Below are 19934 nucleotides of genomic sequence, written 5' to 3'. Positions count from 1 at the left end.
ATGCGTTTACAAATATTGAATTCAAATTGGTGCACTATTCATTAAATCTATGCACTAAAACTAAGCAAATGTTGTGCTGGCATCGCTGGATTAGTTTTGTGTACATTCTTGTATACAAGATATGAATTAGAGGCAAAAAAAATGCCAATTTTTTAAAATTGGCATTTTTTTAATAATTTATCCTAATCAGTCGAAAATATTTTAAGAGTAATTTTCTTCACGTCCTCAATACTATGTAAGACATGATGTTCTGCTAAATGGATCGCCCCATCAGCATCACGAGCTAAAATACATCTAAGTATTGCAGCATGATCTTGATAAGCATGCTGGATATCGAATTCACGCATGGCGCCTAGACTGAGCACAATTCGGATTTTTTCACTGATTTCATGATGAATCTTGGCGATTTGACGATTTCCTGCAGCTCTAACCAAGGCACAATGAAAATCTTCACTTTGCAGCACCAATGCTTTGGTGTTCTGGTTATAGTCCTGTTCGTCTACAAGCCATAATCGCTTTAAATTCTGTAATTCTTCAGATTGCTCATGATCCATTACGCATAAACGTTTAACAGCCTCTTTTTCCAAGATCATACGTAAATCAAAGAGCTCCTGATAAAAGGTAAAATCTAAAGGCTTAATTTCCCAACCACTGCGGAAATGCACATTCACATAGCCTTCCTGTTCAAGACGATACAGTGCTTGCCGTGTTGGGGTACGGCTGACCTCATACTTTTCAGAAAGGTCCGTTTCAGTAAAACGTTGTCCAGGTTTGAGCTTAAAGCTAAAAATATCATCCTTTATTTGTTGATAAATCACATTAGCTAAATTGCCAGTGCCTGACTTAATGGGCGTTATGCTCATCCTTAATTCTCGTTTTACATCTATGTAATAAATAAATTATAGAGTCATCATGAGAATTTAAGAATCAGTAAATATTGATATATAGGAAAATAGATTAAATTTTGGCTTTTAGATTTATAGGATAATTTAATTTAAGCCCCTATATAACGCTAATTAATAATTGCATTTCAATACTATAAATCAACCCATACAAGAAATTGAAAAGACTTAAACTTTTCCCAAAAACCAATTTTTCCAAGAACTGGTTCCACGAACTTCAACGGGTACGGTTGCAATCAGGGTATCTTTTAAAACGTCAGTTTGTCCTACGGCTTTGGCTAATCGGGCTTTTACAGAGTGAATGCATTCCCGATCTCCAAACTCACATCGATCTAATGTGGTGCCACCGCAAGGACCATTTGCAAGTCCTTTAGGACATGTTTCAGAGCAAATATATAAAGTATCAGCCAATCTACATTGACCACAATTTTCGCAGCCCACAACCATATGTTTTGACTTAAATTCGGTTTTTAACAAAGTTTTTGATGCCAACTCATTATCTCAAAAGGACGCTTTAAAAATAAACCTACCTACACCTTTAGAGATTTTGGACTCAAAAAGGGCTTTATGCATGACATGCAAATGATGATATTTAATCAGCTGACCTAATGTCGGTTGACGCGCATCATAAGTTAATTCTGGAACAAACTCATCTCCAGTCTTAATCTGCCAAAGAGATTTCCAGCGTGCTTCAAGTTCCTCTAAATCATCATGTTGATATTGCTCAATATAATTTTGCAGAACCTTCTGTTCTTCTGAATTTTCGCATGCTGAAAGATGAACACCATTAAAACCTAAAAGCCAAAAAGCCAAAAAGCCAAAAAGCACTGTAAACTAGAACCTGAGCTAAAAGTTTACAATCAAGAAATCAATAAAAGAAGAATTGGGATTGAGCATGTATTTGGGACTTTGAAGACCTTCAAAATCCTTGCCGAGCGATATCGTAATCGAGGCAAAAGATTAGGCTTAAGATTCAATTTAATTGCTGGGATCTATACCATGGAACTGAATAAAAAATGACTTATGATAGAACTCTATTATTAAAACCAAGCCCTAAACCAAAACCAAATTGAAATAACTCCCCTGTATCAATCCAAACAAAATTATCACCATCCAAAGATGAAAAATCAATTTCATTAATAGGCTTTTCTCCAAAATCTTTTTTTAGATTATTAATCACTTCAATGTTACTGACCAAAGTATAAAAAATAGAGTTCAAAGTGATATTAATTCCTTTCCCTGGATAACATTTATCCTGAATCCAAAAACTAAATATTCCTAAATTTAATCCATCATTTAATGCAAAAATTACATCCCATTGAACAAAAAAATCATCATTAAACTTTAAAATCATTCTAGTGCCTCTGACTTCCATCCATTTTTACGCAAAATGGCTTTGGTTTTATTATCTAACTTTAAAGAATTTCTGGCACCATCTGAACTGCCAGCCCAATGGTAAGTATTTGAGCCAGTCCTTCATATGTGAACTGATGAATATTTCCTTTGAAAAGTCAGTCAAACGCCCTTTATTAAAAAACAGCAATCTAAACGAAATTAGTATAGTTTTTTAAGTTAAATCTATTTCCATTTCTTTATGTAGCCCTTTGTCGCACTCTAAAATAAATGGATAAATTTTTTCGGGTTCAGCGTAAATATATTCTAAATAGCTTGCTGGTAACCAATAATATATTTCATAATCACTTTGCCTATTATGAGTCGGAACTAGAAAAGATACATAATATTTTTTCATTCCTTCTTCAATCCCAACACTAAATTTTAATTCTTTTGATACATATATATCTCTAAAATTAAATTTCATTTTAATTTCCTATTTTTCTGACCTTTAACATGTCTTTCCTGACCTTTGTTGCATCAATAACAGCCTCTAAACTACCATTAGTAATTTACCCTCAGGAATCCACTGACTATTTGCACCAGCCTCATTACCAGATGGTAGTCTTAAACCTGCAGATCTTGGATTAGATATATCAATCCTTACTAAACTGCCATTTTTAAGTTGACTTTGTGGTATGCCTATTGAAGCGATTGCAAGTTGTCTTTCATTCTCTGTAATTTCCTGACCTGTTAGGAAATCATTCTTCAAACCAACTGTAGCCCAAATTTGTTTCAAAGTAAGCTCATTAGCCCAAGCAAGAGTTCGCTTACCTAAAGTTTTTTCAGGTGTGGGCCCAATAAAATTTGTAGTAGCACCACTGACGGAACCTACATCCTGACCTGAACGGACGGCTTCTATATCTTTTATTGCTTGACTTGTGTAACCAATGGTGTCATTTAATAAGCCTGTAACCTGTCCTGATATTTTTAATCGTTATAATTATTTCACCATTTCTTTCATTTCTGGTGAAGCATCACTTGCCAAAATATTTTTTAGATGTTGTTCTACACAAGCAGAATTACCCGTTTGCACACAATCATTGAAGGCTTTATCAAGAATTTTATCGGTCTTTCTTAATATTGAAATTCCTTGCTCAATACATGCTCTATCATTCGAACTACATTTTTGAAGGTGTTTATTTACAGCTTTAAGAGTAGCTCTGGTTTGATAATTATTCTCCACGGCATTCTGCGCAACCTGCCCACTCTGCACTGTACTCGCTACATCTCCAGCAGTAGCACCAACACCTGAAGCAACTAAGTCTGTAATCGTACTAATCGTTGACTTTTCATCTGCTGTTAAATCTTTGGATTCTTTACCATATAGGTATTTAGCTAGTAGAGGTGCTGATGCTTCTGCTCCACCAGCTGCTGCAACCGCCGCGCCCAACACAGTGTGCGCTAAAATATGCGCTGCACTTCCTTCACTATCATTTGATTTGAAATATTGTCCAATCTCATAGCTGAGTTTAGAACTTGCTGTTGCGGCTGCTATTCCTAAGCCACTGTTAGTCGGAGCTGATAATCCTGCTGAAATGCTATCGACTAATATGCCTAATGTTTGAAGTTGTTGTTTCTTGTCGAACTCAGCTTGACTCAATGTTCCTGCTTCATTAGCTTTTTAGGCTTCGTCTAGCTTTTTATAAACTGTACTTTTTGAATATTTTTTCAATTTCTACGCTTCTATTTGGTTGCTCTTTTAAAACATTTTCTAATCCTTGCCGGATATAGAACTTTACAATAATTTCTTCATAATCACCTTCATTCGGCTCTAAACCCATCATTTCATGAACCCAAGCACAATAAATGGTTGTACCATCTTCTTGTAACTCAGGAACTAAACTCCAACCAGGATCACCTCCAACAGGCTCCATAGGATCTTTACCTATAATACCTCTCAAATAATATTCTAGGTCTTGTCCCCCTATTATTCCAAAACCCAAGCACCAAAGCAAAGGCATTAGATCTGCTGAAGAGCCCTCTTCATTAATATAACCTATCATTAATTAACTCCTCTAGAAGTAGGGTTTATAGGGAATGCTGATGGAACATAATTAGCCCCTCTATATGAGCTAATCGGTACTCTAAAAGTAATCCCATTCACTATTACATGCTGTATTTTATTTCCATTTACCCCATAATTTACAATTGCTTTTGCTGCTGCTTCATTTGCCATCGTTGCCATTTGTTTATCACTGTACACTTTCGGATCATAAACTGTTTTTGTCTCAACTCTTCCATTTGGTAGTTGATATTTAATATCAGAGATACCTTTTGTGACTTGATTTGGATTACCAATTACTTTCCCACCACTACTCTTAAGGACATCATAAAAATTATCAGCATTATGCCCTCCAGAAATTACTTTGGATTTTTTATTAATTGTCGCATCAATTAAATGTTTCCCTAAAGGTGTATCAATTTGGTTTGTACCAACTTCAGTATAGCCATCTCTAGGTCGAACAGGAATTCGACCAGCAAAATCTGCCTCAGGTTCTTTTAATAATTTCGTAATGTCACTACCATATTTTTTCCCAATATTCTCAAATGCTTCATCAGTTAATTTAATTGGCCCATTGAGTGTCTTTGAGAAACCTAAGCCAAGCATGGCAACTTTAGCATCTTGTCTTTCTTTTGGAGTAATAAAATCCCCTGTTAAAGGATCATATGTCGCACCTAAAGCAGCAGCCAATTGTCTAATCGTTAAATCATTAATAACCAATAAGCCCTTTTCACCTATGGTTTTCTCAGGTATCGGACAGATATATCCAGTTGGACAAGAAAATTTCTCTTTAGTATTTTCTTTAACTACCTGCCCATAATTCTCATCAATAATTGAAAATCCATTATTTTCTACCGCATTCTGAGCTAATTGACCACTTTGCACAGTCGAAGCCACCTCACCAGTGCTTGCACCTACACCAGATGCAACCAAACCAGTGATTGCACTAATCGTTCCTTTCTCATCAGCTGTTAAATCTTGTGATTCTTTACCATACAGATATGAGGTGCTGATGCTTCTGCTCCACCTGCAGAAATACCCGCAGCCAGTGCATTATTGCCTCCTGCTGCTGCAACTGCCGCACCCAATACAGTATGCGCTAAAATATGCGCTGCACTTCCTTCACTATTGTTGGATTTGAAATATTGCCCAATCTCATAGCTAAGCTTAGGACTCACTGTTGCGGCTGCTATACCTAAGCCACTGCTCGTTGGGGCTGACAAGCCTGCTGAAATGCTATCGACTAATATTCCTAAGGTTTGAAGTTGTTGCTGTTTCTTGTCGAACTCAGCTTGACTCAGTGTTCCTGCTTCCTTGGCTTTTTTAGCTTCATCTAAATTTTTATTAATTTCAGTACGTACTTCTTGGCGGTTCGCATCAAACTTCTTCGTCACATCCATTTGTAAATTAATTTCGCTTTTAACTTGATCTCGATCAAAGTTATTTTGCAATGCGCCACTGTTTTCACGTGCTGTATCTGTTGTGACATGTGTGAGGATTTCTGACTTGATCTGCTCAGCAGAGTTTCCTGTCAGCTCTTCTTGACGAACTGTTTCTCTAATCGTGATATTAGACGTATTAATACCACTTTGCGTCACACTACTGTCTTTATCACTGTCCAAACCAAAACCAATCGACTTGCTTACACCTTGGATTGTGGAAGCATGTTGATCAATTTTTTCAGGCGCTGATATTACAGTGCCGGGTTTACCCTGATCAGATTTAGTCGCATTTAATCCAGCACTCAGTGAAATCCCTTTAGCATCATATTGTCCCGAATAAAGGCGTACCTCATTTGGACTGGTTTGCCAAGTACACCGCGACCTCTTTAATATAGCCCTTTCTTCGCTGAGTCATTGCAGTTATTTTTTTAAATTTGTTAATTATGCACTTGGATCATTAGATTCTGTGATCTTGGGCTGCTGTGGATCATAACGTTTAATCTATGCATAAAGACTATGTGTAGTTATACCTAAAAGTGATGCGATATCAGCAACACTATGACCTTTCTCTGTGACCTGTTTTACTGCTTCAATTTTAAATTTTTCAGGGTATGGTTTATTGCTCATAAGCACCTCGTTAATTTGCCATTTTATCTAACTAAAAGGTCTCTATAAAATAGGCGGCTAATCACTCAATCAAAAAATATCATACTTTGCATCTTCAACTGAATGGGTTTTCAAGAAATACCCTTTTAAATCCGTTACACAATATCATCGTCGCGCTTGAGTATATTCTGTCCAAATTAAATTCGGTGTACCATCATATATACAAAAACACAAATCAGGCCAATACAAATCATTAGTAACCATTACTCCAAACCCTTGAAAATTAGGAAAATCACCATAATAAGGAGAATGTATATACCAATCTTCTTTTCCGATCTTAGTTAAGTTGATTAGATCTTTTGGAATAATTAATTGATGTCTTAAACTACCATCCGAATTGTATACAGCAGCGTTGTTTGGTCTTAAGAAGTACCAAGGATATTCTATTTTTTTACTTAACTTAGAAGGCTGGTTATTAAAAATAATCAAAAAGCATTTACAATCTAATAAAACATGAACACTCTCCGCAATAGGTAAAATATACTCACTACCATCACTATAAATAATTTTTTTTTCTAAAGCAGTAATTTGCTCATTCTTCAATAATAAATTATTAAAAATATTGAGCGAAATATCAGAATCATATTCAGGATAATTCATAAATTCATAAATTTCTCCATTTTCAAAAACATTTGTCTCTATTACTTTCTGTATTGTTTTCATTATTTAATCTCTCTTGTCGAGCTAATTTTAAATAGCTCAGGGTTCGTGTAAGGAGATTTATCTACGAAATTAATCTGATGAGCATTACCTGGTAGAGTTTTACCAGTCTTATAATCATACATAGAGCCTGCTCTTCCTTCTCGTATACCCACACTTGGCTGTACTTCAAATTCAACCACATAAAATTTATTTGGCTTACCAGATGATTCATTAATACTAGGCTTAAACTCTTCAGTTATTGCAAGTTTATTTCTCATATCTGCAACAGAATTAACCTGTTCTTTTGTCGCCCAACCACCTAATTTCTGTGCCGGATTTTCTCCTTTTTTGATAGCTTCTACCATGTTAGAGTATTGAACTTCATCAATCACCATTCGCATTTTTTCGGATTGAATTACTCTTCGATCAGTTACAGTTGTGCCTGCTTTCCATGCTGGATAACCTGTAGGATGATAACTACCACCAACCTGTTGATCATTAATGTTTTTGGATTATTTCCAATAAGATTTTCATTTACTCGTACTAATCCATCTCTATCTGTTACTTGTCCAGCATTAATATTTTCCGCCCTATACGTTGTACCGGATTGAAAGTCACGTACTGATGAGTCTCCAAAACTAGGATTCTCCACATTAGCGTTATTCTCAATTTTTTGTCGCTGAATTAAACCATCTGCTACTTTTGCCTCCTTATTGGCTAGACTGACTCCTTTAGCTGTTCCACCACCTACTGCCATTAAAGCTAGATCTGTTGCACTTTCAGGGAAAAATATTTCTGTCGCAACATAACCAAAACCAGCAATATAGTAACTTGCTCCTGTTCTTGGTTTTTCCCCTACCATATAATCTAAAACAGCTGATTTTGCTGGAATCAATATTTTTTCTGCTGCGCTTTGCTTTAAACCATTATATTTTGTACTGCAAGCACCATACGTCATGTTTTGGCAACTTCTTTGTGCATATCTCAAGAAATCTAATTGCTTCGTTGCTTGTATTGAAAATCCACTAGTTTCATTGAGAAGCCCTTTTGCTTCAATTGAAACTTTTAGTCTTCTTAGCTGTTGTTCAATCTCTTTCATTTCCGGTGAAACATCACTTGCCAAAATATTTTTTAAATGGTGTTCTACACAAGCAGCATCAGCTTTTTGCACACACTTATTGAAAGCTTTATCAAGCATTTGGTCGGTCTTTCTTAATATTGAAATTCCTTGCTCAATACAAGCTCTATCATTCGCACTACATTTTTGCAGATGTTTATTCACAGCTTTAAGAGTAGCTCTGGTCTGGTAATTATTATCCACTGCATTTTGGGCCACTTGCCCACTTTGCACAGTCGAAGCCACCTCACCAGTGCTTGCACCTACACCAGATGCAACCAAACCAGTGATTGCACTAATCGTTCCTTTCTCATCAGCTGTTAAATCTTGTGATTCTTTACCATACAGATATTTAGCTAGTAGAGGTGCTGATGCTTCTGCTCCACCTGCAGAAATACCCGCAGCCAGTGCATTATTGCCTCCTGCTGCTGCAACCGCCGCGCCCAACACAGTGTGCGCTAAAATATGCGCTGCACTTCCTTCACTATTATTGGATTTGAAATATTGCCCAATCTCATAGCTAAGCTTAGGACTCACTGTTGCGGCTGCTATACCTAAGCCACTGCTCGTTGGGGCTGATAATCCTGCTGAAATACTATCGACTAATATTCCTAAGGTTTGAAGTTGTTGCTGTTTCTTGTCAAACTCAGCTTGACTCAGTGTTCCTGCTTCCTTAGCTTTTTTAGCTTCATCTAACTTTTTATTAATTTCGGTACGTACTTCTTGACGATTCGCATCAAACTTCTTCGTCACATCCATCTGTACATTAATTTCGCTTTGAACTTGATCTCGATCAAAGTTATTTTGCAATGAACCACTGTTTTCACGTGCTGTATCTGTTGTGACATGTGTGAGGATTTCTGACTTGATCTGCTCAGCAGAGTTTCCTGTCAGCTCTTCTTGACGAACTGTTTCTCTAATCGTGATATTAGACGTATTAATACCACTTTGCGTCACACTACTGTCTTTATCACTGTCCAAACCAAAACCAATCGACTTGCTTACACCTTGGATTGTGGAAGCATGTTGATCAATTTTTTCAGGCGCTGATATTACAGTACCGGGTTTACCCTGATCAGATTTAGTCGCATTTAATCCAGCACTCAGTGAAATCCCTTTAGCATCATATTCACTGATATTTTGAATATCAGATTTAGTCAGAGTGCCAGTATTTAGACTATTATTTTTTAAGTTTTCAGCTTTTTGCGTTGATGTGATTAAAGCACCTTTTAAATCAGTGCTATTCTTCACATTGATTTGGTAACCATCATCTCCAGCAAAGATCCCTGATTGCTCATTGACTGAGGCATAATTTGCATCAACATTCGACTTACTAAAGCTACCCGATGCATTACCACCATTGGTACCAACGCTAATTTGGCCTGAAATATCTTGTTGTTTGCTCTTATAAGTGGCCGTATCTTGCAAACTTTCAAGATTCAGCTGATTGGCATCAATCTGTACACCTTTGCCTTATAATTCACCACTATCATTATTTTTAAAATAAGCCAACGATTCAAATCATTGGCCCAAGCAAACCTCACATTATCTAAATATTAAATACAAATGAAACAAAGAGATCGCTATTAATTTTTGATAAAAAACTCTTTGCAACCTCTATGCTTTCTAAAGCACAATCCCCTTCATAATACCAATCGGTGTAAGCATTTTTGAAGCTACCATCAGGTTGCTTTTCATAAATGTCACCTCCTAGAATTAAAATGTTAAAATTTGTAAACAATTCAAGCACTTCAAGAGATGCATTAATGCTGATAACTGCCTCCTTTAAGCCATTATCTCTTAATGTCAAACCATCTTTTGCATAGATCTCTAAAACTTCACTTAACATAGTTAATCCTTATTTGGAACAAACAATCGATGATTAATAGTACCATCATGATTACGAAGATATTCAAAAGTACCTTTTCTACCATTATAATTCCCCTCTAACTCCAATTTTAGACGTGGCACCCCATCTTTTGATCCTGTAAATACTGTTGTTTTTCCATACTTTTTAGCCAATTCGTCTATCGTAGCAGGAAAACCATGATAATTATCTTTTTGGATTTGTGCATTAACCTTGGAGGTATATTTAGTATTTTCAAAAAAGTTTTGACTATTAATATTTTCAAAATATTTGTTTCGTATATCTTCACTATATTTTTTAAAATTCGATGATTCTCTCGCTTTCTTGCTGACTTTAATATTCTCTAAAACTTTCTCGGCTTGTTTCGCATCATCAAATTTTGCTATTACTTTACCTGTGGCTTTACTTATTATTCCAACCCCTTTACCAACAGGAATTAATTCATATATTTCTGTAGGAACTATGATCATTGCTAGTTCTTTCGAATTATTTATAATTCGCTGACCAGTCCATTCACTACACTGTCCAGCAGAAATACCACTTTGTTTACAAAGATCATTGTATTGTTCAGATTTTTTCTTGGCATAAGCACCAGCAATGGAAGCATTATTATCAACCGCATTCTGCGCAACCTGCCCACTTTGCACTGTAGAACTTACATCGCCTGTAGTCGCTTCTAAACCTGATGCCACCAAACCTGTAATCGCACTTACCGTTCCTTTCTCATCAGCAGTTAAGTCTTTTGCTTCTTTACCATATAAGTATTTAGCTAGTAGAGGTGCCGATGCTTCTGCTCCACCTGCTGCCAAACCTGCCGTTAAAGCATTATTGCCACCTGCTGCTGCAACTGCCGCACCCAATACAGTATGCGCTAAAATATGCGCTGCACTTCCTTCACTATCATTTGATTTGAAATATTGCCCAATCTCATAGCTGAGTTTAGGACTTGCTGTTGCGGCTGCTATACCTAAGCCACTGCTCGTTGGGGCTGATAATCCTGCTGAAATACTATCGACTAATATTCCTAAGGTTTGAAGTTGTTGCTGTTTCTTGTCAAACTCAGCTTGACTCAGTGTTCCTGCTTCTTTTGCTTTTTGGGCTTCATCTAGCTTTTTATTAATTTCAGTACGTACTTCTTGGCGGTTCGCATCAAATTGCTTCGTCACATCCATCTGTAAATTAATTTCACTTTGAATTTGATCTCGATCAAAGTTATTTTGCAATGCGCCACTGTTTTCACGTGCTGTATCTGTTGTGACATGTGTGAGGATTTCTGACTTCATCTGCCCAGCAGAGTTTCCTGTTAGCTCTTCTTGACGAACTGTTTCTCTAATCGTGATATTAGACGTATTAATTCCACTTTGCGTCACACTACTGTTTTTATCACTGTCCACACCAAAACCAATCGACTTGCTTACACCTTGGATTGTGGAAGCATGTTGATCAATTTTTTCAGGCGCTGATATTACAGTACCGAGTTTACCCTGATCAGATTTAGTCGCATTTAATCCAGCACTCAGTGAAATCCCTTTAGCATCATATTCACTGATATTTTGAATATCTGATTTAGTCAGAGTCCCAGTATTTAGACTATTATTTTTTAAGTTTTCAGCTTGTTGAGATGAGGTGATTAAAGCACCTTTTAAATCAGTATTAGTCTTCACATTGATTTGGTAACCATCATCTCCAGCAAAGATCCCTGATTGCTCATTAACTGAGGCATAATTTGCATCAACATTCGACTTACTAAAGCTACCCGATGCATTACCGCCATTGGTACCGACACTGAATTGCCCTGAAACATCTTGTTGTTTGCTCTTATAGGTCGCTTTATCTTGTAAGCTTTCAACATTCAGTTCATTGGCATCAATTTGTACACCTTTGCCTTGTACCTGACCACCAATAATATTGGTTGCATTACCGCTGCTAATTGTCGTTAAACTGTCTTTTGAACCGACATGACTATTGACATAGCTTGTATTAGTGCCATCACCTTTGCCTTTTCCAAGATTCCCTCCTGCTGTCACCCCCAAACCTGTTTGGTTACTGATAGTTACACCGGCATTCCAACCTGAACTCTTGTTATTTGATTGTTCAATACTACTTTGTTCAGCGGCTTTGATGTTGACATCGTTATCTGCTACCAAGTGGGTACCATTCAATCCAACAACATCAGAACCAAGGATATTAATGTTGGAATCTCCCCCTGCACCACTTGCTACAATGTTTGTTGTGCCTCCAGCGCTCACTTTACTTTGAACAGCTGTATTACTTTGTGTATGGCTTGTTTCTACACTCTTTTGTTCGCCATACGTTAGACTCACCCCAACCTCTACCGATTGGTTCAAAGTAGCAGAGCCAGTAAGAACATCATTTAATTTGCCTATGGACTGTCCTGCTTTGTAGGTATCGAAGACTGCATTGGCTGCTGCCATTGCATTAACACGATCATTTTTACTTTGACCCACTTGTTTTGCTGAATCTAAAACAGATTCAACTTGTTGCACGATTGGCACGTTTACAGCAAGCGTTAAGCCTTTCTGTTCCATTTCACGCTTATAATCATTGGTATTTTGCTCGTTGGCTGCTTCTATATTGACACGTTGTGCCAAGATATTTACATCACCTTCTTGTGCTAATACTGTGCTCCCCGTTTGTTGATAGGTGTTGCCAGCGATAATGTTTGTATGACCAGCTAAACTTCCAACTGATGAAGCATTGCTTGTGAATTGTTGATTGTTGTTATCTGTACTTTCTTTTATCTGACCTACAGTAACACCTATACCACCACTGCTAAATAGTCCTGATTTTTTCTTACTATAAAAACTCTCTTCAGTAGACTGAGTAAGTGCCGACTCCACTTTTATGTTATTTTTTGCGCTTAAATTGGTATCTTGATCTGCAATAACATGACTACCTTTTACAGAGATATCTTTTTCAGCATTTAAGTAAATATTCTCACCACCAATGACACTAGCTACAGCTTGTGTTTGTTCAGAGCTGTCCTTGAATATTCGAGTCGTTGTACTCGCAAAGCCTTTACTCTTCGTTTTTAAAGCATCATCAGCAACTTTTGTATATTCACCAGATTCAATATTGATATTTTGTGCTTGAGCAACAACATTCCCTGTTGCACTATTGACTTCAGATGCACGTAAATTAATATCATTTCCTGCATTAAGCTGAATATCGTTATTTGCCTGAATCTGACTACCAATTTCTCCAGACTCACTACGTTTAATATAATTATTTGAATCTTTAATATTTTGTTGTTTCTGACTGACTTGTGTCGTTCCCAAGTTAATATTATTTTTGGCATTAAGTTGTGTAATACCCTCTTCACTGGCATTTGTAATAACACCAGCATTGAGTTGTATATCTTTTCCTGCATTTAATGCAAGTATGCCTTGTCCACCTTTAGCTGTTACATAAACACCAGCTTGACGGTTTAAATGCGTGTTTGAACCCTGATCACTTTCTGTTGTATTGGTTTCAGTGACAATATTGATATTTTCACCAGCATCTAAGAATAACTTTTGCTTAGCATCAATGGTCCCACTTAAATTATTAATATCTTTCTTAGCTTTAGCCGAAAGCTGATCTGCTGTTAATCGTCCACCGAGGTTTTGGATACCATCTGCTTGAATCACTAGTGCATTTCGACCTGCTATTGTACCGCTGTTAACAAGACTATTTTCAACATTCAGGGCGGTATTACTGCCTGCTAGTAATGCGCCATTGCCATTAATATCTCCATTCTGCAACCTTACATAGACCTGTGGAGCTAGTACAGTTTCAATACTTCCATCATTCAAAGTGATCTGCTTTTCCACCAACCAAATAATATCACTGGTTAATTTAGCAATTTGTTCTACACTTAAAGCTATCCCGACTTTAAGTTGCATTGCTTGTGCAGTTGTTACGCCATTCAGCATCAATTGCTGAAATTGTTCTTCACTGCTATTGAAACCATCTAAAAAGCGTCGACCAGTTAACTGACTCACTTGTTCAGTCGTGATTTTTTGTTCATAGTAACCATCGCCTAAACGTTTATGCAGATTTTGAGGTTCTAAACTCAATAATTTGAGCATATAGTCACTGCCTAGCCATTTTTTATAATTTGTGAAAGCTGGATCAGTTTCTATTAAATATTCAGGATTAGCTGGATTAGTATTAAATAAACTACTACTTGGTAAAGACGTATTTACATCAATTGTGCGAACCGTAATATCATTTTCAAGTGTTGAATTTGTATTAAGTTGGGTATTAGGATTCGTTGTTGATAATCCCTGAACATGTTCTTGATAACTCAACACACCTAAATTTAACTCTGTAATCATTGGTGCAGGTCTATATGCAGAAGTATTTGACCCTGTTACATCCGTGCCTTTTTTATGATCTCTCCAAAAATTTGTTAAAGTTCCCTCATCACGTATAATTGTTTGACCTAATGTTTCATGATTGTCTAAATCACCAACCTTAACATCTAGTAATCCCCCAGCCAGTATTTGACTGTCCGAATTCAATAATACGTCACCCGTAATTTTAATATTTCCTCCAGCGAGGATTTGACCAGGGGCAGAATTTACAACTTGTGTTTGGTCTTTAATTTTTTCGTAATTATAGCGATGCCAATTTTCATGCCATTGACCATCTGGTGTCACAAGATGATCCGACTCATCATTGCCAATCTTCCAACCTAGTTCAGCTTGGCTACCTTCTAGATAGCGTTGATTCTGCCCCTGTGCTTCATATTCAACTATATATTGACGATCAACTTCTTTTATTTGAGTTTGCAAATGCTCATTGGTATTTCTCAACAATCGACTTGAAATCGTTAAGTCGGCACCTGCTTCAATTTTAGCACTGTTATTATTGATACTTTGTGCTTGTCCAACCGCATGTTTGTTTTCATCTAAAGTGCCAGCAATCACCATATTGCCTTCACTTGAGATCAATGCTTTTTCTTTATTGACAATATCTTGCGCTGCCAAATCTAATCGATCTCGTGCTGCAATCACAGCAGCTATTGTTTCATCAACAGTTTCTTCTTGGTTGAGCACTTTATTTGCAGCTACTGCAACATGGTCACCATAAATACGACCTGTGCCAATATTATTTAAAGTACTCGTCAGCTCAACTAATGTTTGACCATTACTGTTAATTTCACCACGGTTGGTTAAGTTTTCACTTTGAATAAGGGTACCGTTATTGGCAATGATTCTACCTGTATCTTTATTATCAATATCACTGGCTTTAAGTTCTAATTTTGATCCTGCTTGTAATTCTGTTGTATTTACCAAATTACCCACAGTCTCAATTTTTAAATTGTTTCCTGCTTCAATTTTATTTTTCGTCGTGAAGCTCTCTTTTAACTTCAGCTTTAAATCATTGCCTGCACTGAGTTGCCCATCAGCTGTAATTGATGTTGCATCAATCGCTACATTTTGATTCGCTAAAATTTTACCTGCTGTATTCTGAACATCATTTGCTTGAATGTCTGAATCTTGTGATGAAAGAAGCTCACCTTCGTTATTATTTAGGTCACCTGTACGAATACTTAATGTTTTACCCGTAAGGATTTGTCCTTGTGTATTTTTAAGTTGTTCACTCTCAATACTCAGGTGCTGAACGACTTGAATTTTACCTGTAGTGTTATCAACATCTTTTGTTTTAGCTCTGGCATCTTGTGCTGTAATCACACCGTGATTATTCTTAAAATGCTGTCCCTGAACATTCAAAGTATTTAAGTTTAATGTCGCATCACTGTTATCCAAACCTTGATTGAGCGTTAAACTTACCCCACCATTTGCCGTGATTTTCCCTGCATCATTTTCAATGCTGTCCGCCTTAATTTTACCTTGGGCAAAACTCGCTGTAATAGACGAATTGGCTGAACTGGTACTACCGCCGCCTGTCGCAGTGCTTGGGGCTTCTGTTTCTGCACCTGAGCCACCTGTATTTCCACCACCTGTGCCTGTACTAGGGTTTGTTCCTGTGTCTTGATTAATTTCGGTATAACCAATTAAGCCTTTGTTTTTATTGTTAAGTGTTTTTGCATCAATCGCTAAGTCCTGTAAGCCTGTTTGAACAACTTTACCTGAACTGTTCTTCAGATCTTTTGTTTCTAGATCAACACGACCTGCATTGAGTTCGCCTTGGTTTTGAATGGTTTCTTTATTTCGAATATTCAATTCACCAGAAGTTGCTATCAAACCAGTGTTATTCAGGTTTGTCGTTTGTATGCTTTGCTTACCCAAACTCGAAATACTGCCACTGTTATTTAACTCTGTAGCTTGAATATCTAATGTTGCTTGTTGAGGATCTTCTTTATGTTGTGCAACAACTGAACCACTGTTTTGTAGTTGTCCATCTGCACTAATTTTAATACTGCCAGCAGAAGCAAACACTTGCCCTGCATTATTAATACCCACACCTTTGTCTGTACTAATCAGGCTAATCTTACCTGCGTACATTCCCCCTAAGCTACCTGTATCTATGGCAAATTTTGGTGTGTTGTTCGTTGTACCGCTGCTTGCATTACCTATACTTTTAATATTACTTTGTGCATCAATGTCATTTTGACCTGTGACTATTTGCAAGTCTTTTGCCCATACACCTGCATTAATTTGTGCTGCATGACTAAGTAAACGCGTGTAGTCTGCTGTACTGGTATCTAATCCTTGTCCTGTAATATTGATTAAACCATCGCGAACTTGAAAGCCTGTAACCGCACCATTATTTAGTAACGGATTACCCGTACTTAACGTAACTGCACCAGCATTGATGAATCCACCACCATCAACATTAATTCCAGATGGGTTGGCAATAATTACATCGGCTTTACGTCCACCCACTTCAATATAGCCATTAAGGTGACTGGCATTGGTTGAGTTAACTTGATTCACAATGACTTTAGCTTCACCGACTGCAAGCCAAGGGTTACCTTGGATATAACCACCCAATTGCGTTTGAGCATTTTGACGGCTGTTATTGAGGATCACCCCATTTTTATTCACATCAAATTGTTCGTAGTGGTTCATTGAAACACCAGCTTGGCTTGGCGTTTGAATATTCACCTGGGTGGTACCATTAGCGCTGTTAATAATCGTCGGTCTTTGATTCCCTGCTGCATTTGGGTCTGCAATCACATTGGCTTCTGCTAAATCTGTGGTCATACCAATGCTTGCAACGCCCGTCAAAAGCATGATGGAAAATGATAGAACTTTTAAGCCTAAACTTTTTTCAGCTGTAGATTCTGTGTCTAGCTCTAAATGTGTGATGTTTGAATTACTTGTTTGTCCTTCTGCAGACACATTTTCTGCAACAACGACCATTTCACCACGTGTTTTACTGAAAATCGTTTTATAAAAGTTCTTATTCATTTTTCAATTACCTATTCTTTAATCTTTTAAATAAATTATTCAGCAAGTGCGTATTTGTTTTGCCAATCGTTAAAATCTTGCTCACTCATTAAATCGCCTTTGAATGTCATAACTCTTAAACCTGTCTCTCTACCTCTGTGATAAAGCGATCTCATACCATTTTTAGGAAACAGTTGTTGTGCGACTAGATTCTTCATTGTTTTACTACGGCCAAATGGACTAAACCAATCTATAATCCATAAACGATCACCACTGTTACTTTCATTGATTGACAACGGTAGACCTTGGCTTTGTATATATTTTTTTTCAGTTTCATTATTTAAAAATGCCCAACTGACATAGCCAATGACTCGACCATTTTCAACACACACAACAAATTGCTTATTCTGTATATAAGGCACAACTCTCGTCATTAAGTAACTTAAGGGTGCATCCTTTAAGCTGGGCACGTATTGCCATAACCACATCAATGAACCCAATACTTCAGCTTCACTCCAATGCTCATGAGGGTAATGTGATGGTGCAATTAAACTAATATTTCCAATTTTCATAATGGCCTCAACTAGAATGAGTAATTCACACTAAAACCATAGTTCATGTCATAATTTTGAAAGTACTCAGGCTTCTTAATCGGCTTACCTGCAAATACGTCATAATAGAAATTCCCACCGACTTTGAACTGTCCTCTGAAACCCATTGCACCACCAATTAAGGTTTTACCCAGTAGCAATTCTGCTGACTGTCCATCGACATGCCCTGCATCTAATGCAATATAAAATTGGTGTGCTGGGAAAATTGACATCGCTAAATCATTACGCCAGTAATAACCACGGTCAGCAGCTAAAGTCATGTTCCCGTCAAAACCACGTACTGTATAACGCCCACCAATTGACATACGATCTTGCATGGTTAATGGTGTATCGTTGTACTGTGCTCTGATTGAACTGGAGTAGTTATAGTTTTGTTTTTCAAATTGAAATGGGACATTTAGATTGGCATCTAATGTCCAAATTTTCATGCGTGAAGAACCTTCATCAAAGGCTTCTTCCGGGGCACGTAAAGCACTAAAAGCACCTGTCCCGCGTTTATACCCAAGACTCAAATCAAGTACCGATGATTTTATATATTCTCGATGATCTATATTGAATTGCCAGCCTGAAACATCACGTCTTTGAATGCTCACCTCTGCATCATCAATGAAGCTTTTTGATTCTCGATGCCAACCTTTAAAGCTTGCTGAAGTTTTTCTTTTCGCATCGCGATATAACAATCGTGTTACACCTAGATCTTGTGTTTTACTTTCACCATTGTAGTTATAGACGTTATTCGCTCCGGCAACGGCTTGGTCGTAGTTGTATTGGCTTGCATTAGCACTAATGAGCCAGTTTTTATACGGTACTGAGTAATGCAGTGCATAGTTATTAGTACCACTTTCTACAGTCGTACCATGCTGATCTGTGATTTTTTGTTGATCCGCTAAGTTGCGACCAACTGTGATATAAAATAAATCACTTCGGAATAAAGGGTTATCTAACGAGACTGTTATATTACCTTGATATTTACCTGTTTGGCGACTTCCTGCATCATCCGCACTTAGAGTCACACGGATTGGAATTTTTCTTTGTTTCCATTTGACGATGACATCACTCTGATTCGGTGCATCAGCAGGGACAATTTGAATATCAGCCTCTGTAGTAGGCACACGTTTTAAATTTTCTAAGCCTTGTTCTAAATCTCGTAGATTCAGCACATCACTATTTTTAATTGGGAATATGTTTTTCGCATATTGAATTCGGCCGGCGCGGGTATTATCTTCATCACTTAAATCGAGTTTGATTTCTCGAACCAAACCAGGAATAACAGTCAGTTCTAACGTACCCGTACTTAAGTTTTGCGGGGCTACCAAAATACGTGTTGTGGTATAGCCACGACCAATAATGATGTTTTGTGTTTTAGTCATGAGCAAATTAACAGCTTGCTCACCTATACACATGCCAGACTTAAATTCGAGTTCTTTTAAAGCTTGTGTTAAGTATTTACTAAACTTATCACTCATTTCACCATTTAGTTTTACTTCATTAATATCAAAACATTTTTCTTCTTTTATTTCGTGAAGTTTCAAGCTTTCTTTTTGGTGTACAGCATCTAAATTTACATCTGCCGAAGGTTGTATGATTTTTTCTAATTCTGCTTGGCGTTCTTGATTTCGTATAAGTCCATCAATCGCAGGGTCAAAATTTTGTGCATGTGCAGATGAAATAAATATCCCTCCACCAATACTTAGAAGTATCCCCTTGAACAATAATTTTTCTGTAAACATGTTGTCACTTTGTATTAAATTTGCGATAAATCTAACAATTAAAAGTTTATTTTACAACATCTGTAAACCCTTTGTTTAATAGATATTTATAATCAAATGATTCTTATAATAATTTTAAAGCTTTAATTGATTTTTATTCGTAATAGCATCATTTTAAAATATTCTTAGCTTAGAGGGGCTTTGTTGCAGAAAGCTA

General features: G+C 37.0%; 12 protein-coding genes and 6 pseudogenes. 1 reads left to right on the top strand and 17 read right to left on the bottom strand.

Annotated elements, in window-relative coordinates; all coding sequences use genetic code 11:
* Nucleotides 1–182: 182 nt before the first annotated feature.
* Together AC1M9E_RS06020 and AC1M9E_RS06015 are read right to left on the bottom strand one after the other, a co-directional pair.
* On the bottom strand, nt 183–863 hold the full coding sequence (locus tag AC1M9E_RS06020) for a GntR family transcriptional regulator (RefSeq protein ID WP_488225133.1): 681 nt from the start codon (nt 861–863) through the stop codon (nt 183–185).
* A gap of 207 nt (nt 864–1070) precedes the next feature.
* Nucleotides 1071–1700 (bottom strand): annotated as a pseudogene (locus AC1M9E_RS06015) (methylenetetrahydrofolate reductase C-terminal domain-containing protein); the annotation flags it as partial.
* Nucleotides 1701–1769: 69 nt separating this feature from the next.
* Here AC1M9E_RS06015 and AC1M9E_RS06010 point away from each other — a divergent pair.
* Nucleotides 1770–1922: a transposase gene (locus tag AC1M9E_RS06010; RefSeq protein WP_481595666.1), complete on the top strand. Its 153-nt coding sequence runs from the start codon at nt 1770–1772 to the stop codon at nt 1920–1922.
* A 1-nt stretch (nt 1923) separates the two neighbouring features.
* Here AC1M9E_RS06010 and AC1M9E_RS06005 read toward each other — a convergent pair whose 3' ends face one another.
* The 15 genes and pseudogenes from AC1M9E_RS06005 to AC1M9E_RS05935 all read right to left on the bottom strand — a co-directional run bounded on the left by AC1M9E_RS06005 (nt 1924) and on the right by AC1M9E_RS05935 (nt 19738).
* The gene (locus AC1M9E_RS06005) at nt 1924–2256 is read right to left on the bottom strand and encodes an Imm42 family immunity protein (protein ID WP_481595413.1); all 333 of its coding nucleotides are present in this window, start codon (nt 2254–2256) and stop codon (nt 1924–1926) included.
* Between the two features lie 213 nt (nt 2257–2469).
* Nucleotides 2470–2721, bottom strand: a complete 252-nt coding sequence (locus AC1M9E_RS06000; protein ID WP_481596956.1) for a hypothetical protein — start codon at nt 2719–2721, stop codon at nt 2470–2472.
* Nucleotides 2722–2787: 66 nt separating this feature from the next.
* On the bottom strand, nt 2788–3033 hold the full coding sequence (locus AC1M9E_RS05995; RefSeq protein WP_481612544.1) for a hypothetical protein: 246 nt from the start codon (nt 3031–3033) through the stop codon (nt 2788–2790).
* A gap of 204 nt (nt 3034–3237) precedes the next feature.
* Nucleotides 3238–3897 (bottom strand): VENN motif pre-toxin domain-containing protein, encoded by a 660-nt coding sequence (locus AC1M9E_RS05990; protein WP_488225132.1) that lies wholly within the window; start codon nt 3895–3897, stop codon nt 3238–3240.
* 40 nt (nt 3898–3937) lie between these two features.
* The gene (locus AC1M9E_RS05985) at nt 3938–4300 is read right to left on the bottom strand and encodes a hypothetical protein (RefSeq protein ID WP_488212884.1); all 363 of its coding nucleotides are present in this window, start codon (nt 4298–4300) and stop codon (nt 3938–3940) included.
* Between the two features lie 779 nt (nt 4301–5079).
* A pseudogene (locus AC1M9E_RS05980) lies at nt 5080–6071 on the bottom strand (VENN motif pre-toxin domain-containing protein); the annotation flags it as partial.
* A gap of 174 nt (nt 6072–6245) precedes the next feature.
* A pseudogene (locus tag AC1M9E_RS05975) lies at nt 6246–6368 on the bottom strand (transposase); the annotation flags it as partial.
* Nucleotides 6369–6512: 144 nt separating this feature from the next.
* Complete coding sequence (locus tag AC1M9E_RS05970; RefSeq protein WP_481596955.1) at nt 6513–7070, bottom strand: hypothetical protein; 558 nt, start codon at nt 7068–7070, stop codon at nt 6513–6515.
* Complete coding sequence (locus tag AC1M9E_RS05965; RefSeq protein WP_488225131.1) at nt 7070–7444, bottom strand: hypothetical protein; 375 nt, start codon at nt 7442–7444, stop codon at nt 7070–7072. Before AC1M9E_RS05965 ends, AC1M9E_RS05970 begins: the two co-directional genes overlap by 1 nt.
* Before the next feature lie 914 nt (nt 7445–8358).
* Nucleotides 8359–9639: pseudogene (locus AC1M9E_RS05960) on the bottom strand (VENN motif pre-toxin domain-containing protein); the annotation flags it as partial.
* 76 nt (nt 9640–9715) lie between these two features.
* A complete protein-coding gene (gene imm40, locus AC1M9E_RS05955; protein WP_488225130.1) occupies nt 9716–10015 on the bottom strand; it encodes an Imm40 family immunity protein in 300 nt (99 codons plus the stop codon).
* 623 nt (nt 10016–10638) lie between these two features.
* Nucleotides 10639–13254 (bottom strand): annotated as a pseudogene (locus tag AC1M9E_RS05950) (hemagglutinin repeat-containing protein); the annotation flags it as partial.
* Between the two features lie 3198 nt (nt 13255–16452).
* Nucleotides 16453–17418: pseudogene (locus tag AC1M9E_RS05945) on the bottom strand (two-partner secretion domain-containing protein); the annotation flags it as partial.
* Nucleotides 17419–17453: 35 nt separating this feature from the next.
* The gene (locus tag AC1M9E_RS05940; RefSeq protein WP_481596953.1) at nt 17454–17969 is read right to left on the bottom strand and encodes a toxin-activating lysine-acyltransferase; all 516 of its coding nucleotides are present in this window, start codon (nt 17967–17969) and stop codon (nt 17454–17456) included.
* Between the two features lie 11 nt (nt 17970–17980).
* Nucleotides 17981–19738 (bottom strand): ShlB/FhaC/HecB family hemolysin secretion/activation protein, encoded by a 1758-nt coding sequence (locus AC1M9E_RS05935; RefSeq protein ID WP_488225129.1) that lies wholly within the window; start codon nt 19736–19738, stop codon nt 17981–17983.
* Nucleotides 19739–19934: the final 196 nt, after the last annotated feature.

This window comes from Acinetobacter sp. 24-47-47 (assembly GCF_057737035.1).
The sequence above is the reverse complement of the archived record's forward strand: the minus strand, read 5'-3'. Positions and strand labels throughout refer to the sequence as shown.

Coding starts and splice junctions, on each gene's coding strand:
- AC1M9E_RS06020 (WP_488225133.1), bottom strand. CDS start 863: ATGAGCATAACGCCCATTAAGTCAGGCACTGGCAATTTAGCTAATGTG.
- AC1M9E_RS06005 (WP_481595413.1), bottom strand. CDS start 2,256: ATGATTTTAAAGTTTAATGATGATTTTTTTGTTCAATGGGATGTAATT.
- AC1M9E_RS06000 (WP_481596956.1), bottom strand. CDS start 2,721: ATGAAATTTAATTTTAGAGATATATATGTATCAAAAGAATTAAAATTT.
- AC1M9E_RS05985 (WP_488212884.1), bottom strand. CDS start 4,300: ATGATAGGTTATATTAATGAAGAGGGCTCTTCAGCAGATCTAATGCCT.
- AC1M9E_RS05970 (WP_481596955.1), bottom strand. CDS start 7,070: ATGAAAACAATACAGAAAGTAATAGAGACAAATGTTTTTGAAAATGGA.
- AC1M9E_RS05965 (WP_488225131.1), bottom strand. CDS start 7,444: ATGGTGATTGATGAAGTTCAATACTCTAACATGGTAGAAGCTATCAAA.
- imm40 (WP_488225130.1), bottom strand. CDS start 10,015: ATGTTAAGTGAAGTTTTAGAGATCTATGCAAAAGATGGTTTGACATTA.
- AC1M9E_RS05940 (WP_481596953.1), bottom strand. CDS start 17,969: ATGAAAATTGGAAATATTAGTTTAATTGCACCATCACATTACCCTCAT.
- AC1M9E_RS05935 (WP_488225129.1), bottom strand. CDS start 19,738: ATGTTTACAGAAAAATTATTGTTCAAGGGGATACTTCTAAGTATTGGT.